Here is an 11,553-nt window from a genome sequence, read left to right on the forward strand (position 1 = left end):
CGAGGGCGAGCAGCGCCGAGAGGAAGAGCCCGACGAACAGCGGGAACGACAGGCCGAGCGCGGCCCCATCGAAGAGCACCTCGGCGCAGAGGCCCAGCCCGAGCGCCGCGAGCAACGTCGCGCGAGGCCTGCGAAGGCGAGGGACCGAGGGTGCCGTGGGAGGAGCATCGGCGGTGTCGACAGGAAAACCACTGGCGGCGATCGTCATAACGAGACTCCGAGAGCGCGAGTTCGCGCGGTGCAGTGCAAGGTTGAGCCCATCCAGGGCGCTGGCGAGGGCCCGCGGGCCGAACGGTCGGTTCGCGGTGTCGAGCGGTCGCTCCCCGCCGCGTGCGTGTCCGGGCCGCCACGGCTGCGGCCGGTGAACCACACACCCTCCCCGCGTGAAGTCCGCGGCGGAACTCACTGCTCGTCCGTTCCGTCCCGCCCCTGGACCCCCCCGTTTCTCGGCACGACGCCCGAAGGCGGCTAGGCTGGGCCCTCTTCCCCATGGGCGGCGCGGCGGAGCTCTTCAACCGACACGTGTTCCTGGACCTCGAGACGACGGGGTTGGATCCGCGCGTCGATGAGGTCATCGAGCTCGGCGCCCTCTTCGTCGAGAACGGCCAGGTGGTGGACCGCTACGTCCACTTCTTCGCCGCCTCGCGCCCCCTGGCCCTCACCATCCGCCGGCTCACGGGCATCGAGGACGCGCAGCTCGCTGGCATGCCCCGGCTCGCCGACAAGGTGCCGGAGCTGCGCAAGCGGCTCGCCGGCTGGACGGTGGTGGCCCACAACGCCTCCTTCGAGAAGGGCTTCCTCCCGGAGCTGCTCGGCCCCATCCGCGCCCCGGTGCTCGACTCGTGCGAGCTGATGCACTACCTGCACCCGGAGCTGTCCAGCCACTCGCTGGAGGCCCTGCTGCGCTGGGCCGGCAAGGGCCCTCGCTCGCGCCACCGCGCCATGACGGACTGCGAGGCCACCCACGCCGTGCTCGTCCACGCGATGGAGGGCTGCATCCGCGACGGGCGCGCCGAGGACCTCGCCGATCTGCTCGAGACGTTGGACCCACGCGCCGCGCTGCGGCTGGCGCAGATAGAAGCCGGGGAGTCCGGGCTGGACCTGGAGGGGGATGTCGACCCGGAGGCGAGGCCCCTCGTCTCGATGCTCACCGGGCTGTGGAGGCTGTGCCGCGCGAGCCCCGCTCCGCTGAAGCTGGAGGCCACGGGCTTCCTCCCCGGCCGCCCCGAGCGGCTGCGGCTCGACGGGACGAAGCTTCCTCCCGAGCCGGAGGAGAGCACCCCCGTGCTGCCCGTGCGCTCCGAGGAGGTGTCGGCGCTGCTCGGCCCCGGCGGTGCCCTGGAGCGCGCCCAGGAGGGCTTCGCCGCTCGCCCCGCGCAGCTCGAGATGGCCCAGGCCGTGGCGCGCACGTTGTCCGAGGGCGGGCAGCTCGCGGTGGAGGCCGGCACGGGCACGGGCAAGTCGCTCGCGTACCTGGCGCCCGCGGCCCTCTTCGCCGCTCGCAACGGGCGCAAGGTGGGCGTGGCCCCCCACACCAAGACGCTGCAGGACCAGCTCATCGAGAAGGACCTGCCCCGCCTGCACCGCGCCACCGGCGGCGCCTTCTCGTACACGCTCCTCAAGGGCCAGACGAACTACCTCTGCCGCCGCCGCGCGCTGGACGTCACCCGCGTGGAGCCCGGCATGAGCCACGCCGCCCGCGCTCCCCGGGCCTACCTGCGCGCCGTGATGCGCCGCAGCCTGGATGGGGACCTCGACCGGCTCAGCCACTGGTTCCGCGAGCGCTTCCCCGTGTTGATCGCCCTGGCGCCCGCGGTGCGCTCGGAGGCGGCCACCACGCTCGGCGAGCGCTGCCCGCACTTCCACCGGTGCTACTACCACTCGGCGGTGGCCCAGGCGCGCGACGCGGACGTGCTCGTCATCAACCAGTCCCTCGCCTTCGCGTGGCCCCAGCGCTACCCGAAGATGGAGCACCTGGTGCTCGACGAGGCGCACGAGGTGGAGGACGTGGCCACCACCGCGCTCTCCTCGGAGCTGTCGGACTTCGCCTTCGGCCGGCTCACCGAGCGGCTCCACGGGCGCGACGGGCGACGCGGCCTCTTCGCTGAGTTGCGGCGGGCCCTCTTCGCCTCGCGGCGCGCGGAGGCTCGCGTGCTGATGAGCGAGATCGAAAGCGCCCTGCTGTCGGTGGGCTCGTCCGCGCGCGGGCTGGGCGAGCGAGTGGTGGCCCTGTGCGAGCCGGCCTCCGCGAGTGCCTCCGAGGACGCGGACGAGACGGCCTATGCGCCCGAGTTGCGCATCACCGCCGAGGTGAGGGCCTCGCCTCCCTGGGAGCCGGTGCGCGAGGGCCTGATGGACGTGCGCGAGTGCCTCCAGTCGCTGCACAAGCTGCTCACGGTGGGGCTGCCGGAGATTCTGCCGGACCTGGCGGTGAAGATTCCGCCGCTGGAGCGCGAGTTGGCGGGAGCCGTCTCGGAGGTGCTGGAGCTGACCACGCTGGCGTCCGAGCTGTCCGACGAGCCGGCGGAGGGCCGGTGCTACGCGGCCACGGCGGTGCCTCGCAAGCAGCGCTGGAGCCTGAGCGCGCAGCCGGTGAACGTGGCGGCCTACGTGTCGCGGGACTTCGCGCAGCACAAGCGCTCACTGGTGCTGGCCTCGGCCACGTTGAGCACGGGCACCGAGCGGATGCCGTACGTGCTCGGGCGGCTGGGGTTGGACGGGCGCAACGAGGGCATCCCCGCGCCCCGGATGCTGCGCGCGCCCACGCCCTTTGACTTGCGCAAGCAGGCGCTGGTGGTGCTGGTGACGGATGCTCCGCGCGCGCACGAGGAGGCCTTCATCGACTGGGCCGCGACGCGCGTGTCCGGGCTGGCGCAGGTGATGGGCGGGCGGGTGCTGGGGCTGTTCGCCTCGACGCGGCGGATGGAGCGCGTGGGCGACCAGGTGAAGGCACGGCTGGAGCCACAGGGCATCGAGGTGATGCGGCAGTCGCGCGGGCACGGGCGCTCGCTGGCGGCGCGGCAGGAGAAGGACACCGGCACGGTGCTGCTGGGGACGAAGAGCTTCTGGCAGGGCGTGGACATCCCCGGCCGGGGCGTGGGCTGCGTCTTCATCGACAAGCTGCCGCTGGAGCCCGCCAGCCGCCCGCTGGTGGCCGCGCGCGAGGAGCCCCTCGCCCGGGGAGGCAACGCGCACCTGGGCTTCCTCCACTACCGGCTGCCTCGGGCGCTGCTGATGCTGCGCCAGGGTGTGGGCCGGCTCATCCGCTCGCACGGGGACCGGGGCGTGGTCGTCATCGCCGACCCGGGTCATCCCAGTTACCGACAACTGCTGCTGGACGCGCTCGCCGGCTACCGCGTGGAGTTGCTCCCCTGGTCCGAGGCCCGCGTGCGCGTCTTCGCCGCCATCGAGGAGATGGGGCTCATCCGCAAGGCCTGAGTCAATTCAGGCCCTGTTTCGTGGTGGGCGGCGGCCCGAGTTCCAATGGGTCCCATACGACTTCCTCGGTGGGAACCAGGGTCATGTTGGTGAACCCGTGGCGCTCCACGAAACGCACGAACCGCTCGGAGACGACCAAGCGCCCATACAGTCCTCGGGGACGAAAGACGTCCTCGCCCTGCCAGGTACCGGTCTCCAGGGTGAAGCCGTAGATGGCATTCTTGGTGGCCTCGCGGCACTCGTCACACGTGGGAGGGTCGTCGGCATAACGGATGCGGCTGCGCCCCAGGTCCACCGCCGCATGACTGAAGCAGGCGGTGACGGCAAGGTACTGAGGAACATGGGATGGCTTGGGGCCCCGCCGCTTACGGCACACCCGCGTCACCTCGACCGGGTGGAAGCCCTCCAGCCCCGTAAGCCCCTCGTCGCGGAATGCCTGAGCGAACCGCTCCGAGACGAGAAGGTCATCCCCCAGCGCCTTGATGAAGTCCCCGAGCTCCTCACCGTGCAGTACCAACTCGACACGGTAGGGGGGCAGCCACTTCATCATGCCGATAGCGCCACCACACCGCGGGCAGTCGGCTCCCTCTTCGCGATTGACGGGCTCGAGTTCTTCGACATCGACATCGTAACGGGACCAGAGCGCCCCCTTCTCCAGGACGAAAAAGCGCGGGGGTACAGCAGGATCAGAAACCATGAGGGAACCTCGCACGCATGTCGGGCCGGTTGTAGATTTGCCGGAGGAGGGCCTCGAACTGTTTCGGGGTCGCCGTGCGGTTGTCATCGAGCCAGTTGATGACCTCTGCGTCCACATCCCGGTGCCACTGCTGGTAGCCGCAATGAGCCGGTTCATCCACGGCTCGGGTGACGAAGCGTGAGTCGCGCGGCTTGTAGAGACCGCGCAATGTTCGATGTTTCTCCAATGCCTTGGCGATGGGCCGGGAGATGATGTGGTGCAACTGCCCTTTGCACTCGGGGGGCTCGGGCGAGGCGGGGGACGACTGCGCCTCGTCCTGGAGCGCCTCGGCCGCTCGCTGAGCGCCCTGCATCGCCGCCGCGGCCTGTACCGCCAGCTCCAGTTCCTCGGCGAGCGCCGGTTCACTCAGCCGCAGCGTGTCGCACGCGCTGGCCGCCCCCTGCTTGCACTTGCACACCACGGACAAGTCATTGGGCGCGCACGGCACCTGCGCGAGCAGCAACAGCAGAACCGTGAGCATGTGACGCCTCCGCCGAGGTTACGTGTCCCACTCGAACGTGTCCGCCGCCTCCTCGATGATGCGGGGCGCGAGCACCTTGAGCAGATCCTCGGGCTTGGCTCCCGACGCCTGCACCTCCACGTCTCCCAGCAGCGCCTGGTCCGGATAGCCGATGCACACCATCCGCACCACCAGGCCTCCTTCTTCCGTGGGCTGGATCTCCGCCGTCACCCGGTAGCCGGCGATGCCATGCTTGCGCAGCACCCCTTGCGCCGCCGCCTTGGCCTCCTTCGCCGGAGCCAGCATCGCCCCCATCTGCGCGAGCTTCCGCCGCATCCGGGCCTCGGTGACCTTCACCACCTCCGGCCGCAGCTTGCCCGTCTTGTCCTTCACTCCACCGAGCTGCACGTAGACCTTCGGGGGCCGTGCCTTCAGCGCCTGGAGCGTCTCCATGGAGGCCTTGATGGCCGCCTGCGCCGCCGCGTCCGACTCGCTCTTGCGGGCCTTCAGGCACTCCAGCCCGGCCACTTCCTTCAGCTTCCCCAGCGCCTGGGCCGCCGCCGCGCGCACCTGCTCGCTCGGGTCCTTCAGCCCCTCGCACAGTGGCTTCAGGGCCTCCGGGTCATCCGAGGACCCCAGGCCCTGTGCGGCCTGGGAGCGCAACCGGGGCTCCTGCCCCTGTCCGAGCTGTTTGCTCAGCGAGGCGATCCGGGAGTCCACCTGGGCCATCACGAAGCCAGGCAGGGTGAGCAGCACGAGGGCGAGCAGCGAGGACGGGCTCCGCATTCAGGGAACCGATCCTAGCCTGGACCGGGGCGGGGAACGCACGCCCCTGGCTCATGGCGCGCCGCGCTACTTCCAATCGAACGAGCTGGAGACCTCCTCGACGGCCTGGGGCGCCAGGGCCGCGAGCAGCTCCCCCGGATCCGCCCCGGAGGCCTGGACCTCCACGGTCCCGAGCAGCTGCTTGCCCGGGTAGCGCACCCACATCACCGACAGCTTCAGCCCGCCCTCGGGCCCGGGGCGGAGCTCCCCCACCAGCCTGTAGCCCTGGACCTTGTGCTTGTGCAGCACACCCTTGGCCGCCGCCTCGCTCTCCTTCTCCGGGGCCAGCCACGCCCCCTTCTGGGCGAGCGTCCGCCGCATCCGCGCCTCGGTGGACTTCACCAGTTCCGGCGACACCGTCCCCGTCGTGTCCTTCACGCCCGTCAGCATCACGTACACGCGGGGGGGCCGCGCCTTCAACTCCCGCAGCCGCTTGAGCGCTTTCCCAAGGGCCGCCTGTGCCGCCGCGTCCGCTTCCTCCTTCCGGGCCTCCAGGCACTCCAGTCCGGCCACCTCCCCCAGTTTTGCCAGGGCCTCGGCCGCCGCCGCCCGCACCTCCCCGCTCGCGTCCTTCAGCCCCTCGCACAGGGGCCCGAGCGCCTCCGGATCCTCCGACTCGCCCAGGACACGGGCCGCCTGCAGGCGGTGCTCGGGTGCGGCGCCCTGCTTCAGCGTCCTCCCGAGGGAGGCGGTCTGCGGGTCTGTCTGGGCCAGGACGCTTGCTGGGAGGGCAAGCAGGAGGAGGACAAGGTGGGATGGGGAGCGCATGTCAGGCGGTCGATCCTAGCTCGGTCCAGAAGAAACGCAGCACCCCCACCACTTGTGGCATATACCCTCACCATGTCCTCTGTCCTGTCCGCCTCCCAGATTCGCGAGGCGTTCCTCAAGTTCTTCGAGGAGCGCGGCCACCGCCGTGTGGCGTCGTCGTCCCTCGTCCCCCAGAACGACCCCACCCTGCTGTTCACCAACGCAGGCATGGTCCAGTTCAAGGACGTCTTCACCGGCCGCGAGAAGCGCGACTACTCGCGCGCCACCACCTCGCAGAAGTGCGTGCGCGCCGGTGGCAAGCACAACGACCTCGACAACGTGGGCTATACCGCCCGACACCACACGTTCTTCGAGATGCTCGGCAACTTCTCCTTCGGCGACTACTTCAAGGCCGACGCGATTGCCTACGGCTGGGAGTTCGTGACGAAGACGCTCGGGCTCGACAAGGCGCGGCTCGCCGTCACCGTGTTCAACGGCGAGGGTGGCATCCCCTGGGACGAGGAGGCCTTCGAGCTGTGGGCGAAGCAGGGCGTGCCGCGCGAGCGCATCCTCAAGCTCGGCCTCAAGGACAACTTCTGGGCCATGGGCGATACCGGCCCGTGCGGCCCGTGCTCCGAAATCCACTTCCACCAGGGCAATGACATCCCCTGCGTCGAGGAGGCCCGGGGCAAGCCGTGCCAGGGCGTGGCGTGCGACTGTGACCGGTGGCTGGAGATCTGGAACCTCGTGTTCATGCAGTTCGAGCGCAAGGAGAAGGACGCGCCGCTCATCCCCCTGCCCAAGCCGTCCATCGACACGGGCGCGGGCCTGGAGCGCATCGCCTCCGTCGTGCAGGGCAAGCGCTCCAACTACGACACGGACCTCTTCCAGGGCATCATCTCCCGGGTGAGCGAGCTGGTCGGCAAGCCCTACACCCAGGAGGGCGGGGCCTCCATGCGCGTCGTGGCGGACCACAGCCGCGCGGCCGCCTTCCTCATCTCCGACGGCGTGCAGCCCTCCAACGAGGGCCGCGGCTACGTGCTGCGCCGCATCATGCGCCGCGCCATCCGCCATGGCTCGCTGCTGGGGCTCGACGAGGTCTTCTTCTCCAAGGTCGTGGACCGCGTCATCGAGCTCATGGGTGACGCCTACCCCGAGCTGCGCGAGAGCCGCACCTTCATGCTCGAGGTCTGCAAGCACGAGGAGGAGAGCTTCCGCCGCACGCTCAACCGCGGCATGAAGCTCATCGACGAGGAAGTGGCCCGGATGAAGCAGTCCGGGGAGAAGGTCCTCTCGGGCGAGAAGGTCTGGGAGCTCCACGGCACCTACGGCTTCCCGTGGGACCTCACGGAGATCATCCTCAAGGAGCGCGGCTTCGAGGCCGACATCAAGGGCTACGAGAAGCTCAAGAAGGAGGAGGCCGAGAAGGGCACGGACGAGGGCGGCATCTCCAAGGACAAGGCCATCGCCACCGTCCACCTCCAGCTCCTGGAGCGCCTGGGCCCCACCCAGTTCCTCGGCTACGAGGGCGTGGGTCACGAGGGCGAGGGCTCCGTGCGCGCCATCATCAACAAGGGCGGCGTCGAGCTGACCGAGGCCAACACGGGTGACGAGGTGGAGCTGGTGCTGGACCGCACGCCCTTCTACGGCGAGTCCGGCGGCCAGCAGGGCGACACGGGCCGCATCGTCGGCCACGGCGGCAAGGCGGTGGCCGAGGTGCGGGACGCGCAGCGCCCGGTGTCCGGCCTCATCGTCCACCACGTGAAGGTGACGCAGGGCACCTTCAAGGTGGGTGACATGGTGCAGACCGGCGTGGACGGCCAGCGCCGCTCGTCCATCCGCGCCAACCACTCGGCCACGCACCTGCTGCACAAGGCGCTCAAGATGGAGCTGGGCGAGCACGTCAAGCAGGCCGGCTCCGTGGTGGCGCCGGACTACCTGCGCTTCGACTTCTCGCACTTCGCGCCCATGACGCACGAGCAGCTCGACCAGGTGGAGGACATCGTCAACACCTGGGTGCGCGAGAACACCGAGGCCCAGACGCGCGTCATGAACCTGGAGGACGCCAAGAAGTCCGGCGCCGTCGCCATGTTTGGCGAGAAGTACGGCGAGACGGTGCGCGTCGTCACCGTGCACCCCCAGTCCACCGAGCTGTGCGGCGGCACCCATGTGCGGCGCAGCGGTGACATCGGGCTCTTCAAGATCGTCAGCGAGGCCGGCGTGGCCTCGGGCGTGCGCCGCATCACCGCCGTCACCGGCGTGGGCGCGCTCCAGTACGTGCGCGACACCGAGCGCGAGCTGAAGAAGGCCGCCGAGCTGCTGAAGACCTCGCCCAAGGACCTCGTCAAGCGCGTCGAGGCCACGCAGAAGCGCGTGAAGGAGCTGGAGCGCAAGGTCGAGGAGGTGGCCGTCAAGGCGCAGGCCGGCTCCAGCAAGGACCTGATGGAGCAGGCGCGCGACATCAACGGCATGAAGGTGCTCGCCACGCGCATGGACCCGGCGGACCCCAACGTGTTCCGCGGGCTGGCGGACCAGCTGCGCGACCGCATCAAGTCCGGCATCGTGGCCATCGGCGGCGAGAAGGACGGCAAGGTCGTCCTGCTCGTGGCCGTCACCAAGGACATGGTGGCCAAGGGCGTCCACGCCGGCAACCTGCTGCGCGACATGGCCAAGGAGGTCAACGGCCGCGGCGGTGGCAAGCCGGACCTGGCCCAGGGCGGCGGCGAGGACCCCTCGCGCATCCCCGCGGCCTTCGACAAGCTGTACGAGCTGGTGAAGGGGACCCCCCTCTCATGAGCCCGTACGCCCGTGGCCTCGCGGCGCTCCTCTGCTCGGCGGCCCTCCTCGGGGGCTGCAAGAAGGAGGAGCCCGCGCCCGACGAGGACCGCACCCTGGCGAAGCTGCGCCAGGAGGTGGATCGCGTGAACCAGGGCGGTGCGACCTCCGGCCCTCCCCAGGCCGCCGAGTCCGCCGATCCCAACGCGCGCCTCGCCGGGCTGGCCGCGGGCCACGAGGCGGACCAGGCGAGGAAGCTCACCCCGCCCGGCTCCAATGACACCGTGCACGTGGACTCGTTCGCCGTGAAGCTCACCCAGCTGGAGTCGCTGCACTCGCTGCGCGGCACCGGCAAGGTGAGCCTCACCACCGACGAGCTCTTCGTCCGCGCCGAGCTCATCGTCCAGAACGTCGGCGCCCAGTCCGGACAGCTCTCGCTCTCGGGGGCGAAGCTCGTGGACGCCGGAGGCCAGGAGTACCCCATCGCCCGTGACGCCCAGACCCTCGCCGGCACGCGCAAGCTGGACCGCGCCTGGGAGAAGGATCAGCGCGACTCGCTCGTCCTCCTCTTCGAGGTGCCCCCGGCCGCCATTGCCCCCGAGCTGACCCTCGTGCTGCCCGCGAGCAGCGGCGAGGCCGCTCGCATTCCCCTGCAATGAGCTCCTCCGGGCGGCGGTGACGGACAGTGACGGTCGAGCCCAAGCTCCTCCCGCTGCGCATCCGTCTTCCGTACGCCACGGAGGAGGAGTTCATCGAGAAGTACGGCTCCAACGTCGCGCGTGGGGGCCTCTTCATCGCCACGCGCTCGCCCAAGCCCGAGGGCACGGGGCTCTCCTTCGAGCTGGTGCTGGTGGACGGCGGGCGCCTGCTGCGCGGCGAGGGCGTGGTGGTGAAGTCGCAGGCCGAGGGCCCTCGCGCCGGCATGACCGTGCGCTTCGTGCGCCTCGATGCCTTCAGCAAGGCGCTCATCGACCGCATCGTGAGCCGCAAGAGCCAGCTCAAGGAGGGCACGGCTGAGTCCAGCCCGGCGCCCGCCACGCCCACTCCCGGGCCGGAGCAGACGCCCGCGGTCCGCACCGAGGGAGCGACGACGGGCAAGCGCGGGCGCCCCGTCATCTCCGCGGAGGCGCTTCGCAAGCAGGTGGCGATGTCCGCGCCGCCTCGGGCGACGCCCAACGCCCCCGCGCAACCGGCTCCCCCCGCTCCGAAACCGGCGGCCACCGGCACACCGACCGTCCCGCCCGCCCCCAAGCCGGCCGCGCCAGCAACAGGGGCCACGGGCTCGCCCAAGCAGGCGGCTCCGAGCTCGGCGAAACAGGCGCCTCCCGTCGCCCCTCAGCAGGCCGCCCCCCGCCCGCGGCAGCCGGCGGCCAAGGCTCCAGCACGGCCGGCGGTCCCGCCCGCTTCGAAACCAGCCGCGTCCCCGCCAGCGCCGGCGAGGCCTCCCGTCGCGGTCGAGCAGCAGGTCCCGGCCCCACCCGAGCCGCCCCTCGCGGCGCCCCAGCAGCCCAGCACGGCCCCACCGGAGCGGGCTCCGGTCGTGGCCCAGGTGGTCCCCACCGAGCCCAGGCAGATCGCTCCCGCCGCGTCGGAACCCGCGAGCCCCTCCGCTCCAGCGGAGCGCGAGGAGCCTCCGCGTCCCACGACCCAAGACCTCCTCGCCAACGCCGTCCTGGAGCATCTCGACCCCGACGCGCCGGAGTCCTCCCCGAATGACTTCGTGGAGCTCGAGTCCATCGACGTCGTCATTCCCGAGCCTCCCGCGCCCCCGGCACCGGCAGCTCCCGCTCCGACGGAGCCGCCCGTCTCCGTGACTCCGGCGCCACCCGCGCCCGCCCCGGTGGAGCCCTCCCCTGCCCCGGCCGCGCGTGAGGCCCCTGCCCCCATCGAGCCCCACGAGCGCCCCCCGGCCCTCCCGGAAGTGGCCCGCGAGGCGCCTCCCGTCCCCGAGGAACCCCGCCGCTCTTCGCCCGAGCTCAAGGGGCGCCGCCGCGCCATCCTCGACGTGCCCGTCTCCACTCCCGTGGTGGCCGCGCACCCCGAGGTGGTGCTCGGCATCGATCTCGGGACCTCGCACGCCCGCGTCGCCGTCCACCACCAGGGCACGCTCCGGCTCATTCCTCTCGGTGAGGCTCAGTCGCTCCCCTCGCTCCTGGCCGTGGACGAGTCGGGTGAGTTCCTCGTGGGCGCCGCCGCCAGGGCCGAGGCCGGGCGCAATCCGCGTCATGCCGTCCTCGGGCTCCGCCGCTTCCTCGGGCTGCGCGCCCACTCTCCCCTGGTGCGCGCGCTCGGCGGTCCCCTGCCCTTCCCCATCATCGCCGGCCCGCGTGGCGACATCAGCATCGAGCTGCGGGGCGGGAGCCATCTCCTCCCCGAGCTCGCCGCCCGGCTCCTGCGCGAGCTCAAGTCCGCCGCCACCGCCTTCCTCGGCCACGACGCCGCGCGCACCGTGCTGTGCGTTCCCGCCCACTTCGACGACCGGCAGCGCGCCGCCATGCGCGAGGCGGGCACGCTCGCCGGGCTCAACGTCCTGCGCATCCTCAACGCCCCCTCGGCCGCGGCGCTCGCCTTC

The 11,553-nt window shown here is 71.3% G+C and carries 9 protein-coding genes; 4 read left to right on the plus strand and 5 right to left on the minus strand.

Annotated features, from left to right (window positions below; genetic code table 11):
* Positions 1-208: hypothetical protein (locus tag VF697_RS35945; RefSeq protein WP_331102240.1), on the minus strand; the 208-nt coding region annotated here is incomplete at its 3' end.
* Between the two features lie 281 nt (positions 209-489).
* Between VF697_RS35945 and VF697_RS35950 the strand changes: the two genes are divergently transcribed.
* The gene (locus VF697_RS35950) at positions 490-3,438 is read left to right on the plus strand and encodes a helicase C-terminal domain-containing protein (protein WP_331102242.1); all 2,949 of its coding nucleotides are present in this window, start codon (positions 490-492) and stop codon (positions 3,436-3,438) included.
* Between the two features lies 1 nt (position 3,439).
* Here VF697_RS35950 and VF697_RS35955 read toward each other — a convergent pair whose 3' ends face one another.
* The 4 genes from VF697_RS35955 to VF697_RS35970 all read right to left on the minus strand — a co-directional run bounded on the left by VF697_RS35955 (position 3,440) and on the right by VF697_RS35970 (position 6,227).
* On the minus strand, positions 3,440-4,135 hold the full coding sequence (locus VF697_RS35955) for a hypothetical protein (protein WP_331102244.1): 696 nt from the start codon (positions 4,133-4,135) through the stop codon (positions 3,440-3,442).
* Positions 4,125-4,655 (minus strand): Wall-associated protein precursor, encoded by a 531-nt coding sequence (locus VF697_RS35960; RefSeq protein WP_331102246.1) that lies wholly within the window; start codon positions 4,653-4,655, stop codon positions 4,125-4,127. The genes VF697_RS35955 and VF697_RS35960 overlap by 11 nt, the downstream gene beginning before the upstream one ends.
* Positions 4,656-4,673: 18 nt before the next feature.
* On the minus strand, positions 4,674-5,420 hold the full coding sequence (locus tag VF697_RS35965; RefSeq protein ID WP_331102248.1) for a HEAT repeat domain-containing protein: 747 nt from the start codon (positions 5,418-5,420) through the stop codon (positions 4,674-4,676).
* Positions 5,421-5,486: 66 nt separating this feature from the next.
* Complete coding sequence (locus VF697_RS35970) at positions 5,487-6,227, minus strand: HEAT repeat domain-containing protein (RefSeq protein WP_331102250.1); 741 nt, start codon at positions 6,225-6,227, stop codon at positions 5,487-5,489.
* A gap of 72 nt (positions 6,228-6,299) precedes the next feature.
* Here VF697_RS35970 and alaS point away from each other — a divergent pair, with 72 nt between their 5' ends.
* The 3 genes from alaS to VF697_RS35985 all read left to right on the plus strand — a co-directional run.
* Positions 6,300-9,002, plus strand: coding sequence for an alanine--tRNA ligase (alaS, locus tag VF697_RS35975; RefSeq protein WP_331102252.1), 2,703 nt, complete (start codon positions 6,300-6,302; stop codon positions 9,000-9,002).
* Positions 8,999-9,640, plus strand: a complete 642-nt coding sequence (locus tag VF697_RS35980; RefSeq protein ID WP_331102254.1) for a DUF4352 domain-containing protein — start codon at positions 8,999-9,001, stop codon at positions 9,638-9,640. The genes alaS and VF697_RS35980 overlap by 4 nt, the downstream gene beginning before the upstream one ends.
* Before the next feature lie 26 nt (positions 9,641-9,666).
* Positions 9,667-11,553: TIGR02266 family protein (locus tag VF697_RS35985; protein ID WP_331102256.1), on the plus strand; the 1,887-nt coding region annotated here is incomplete at its 3' end.

This window comes from Archangium sp. (assembly GCF_036388035.1).
Lineage (GTDB): Bacteria > Myxococcota > Myxococcia > Myxococcales > Myxococcaceae > Archangium.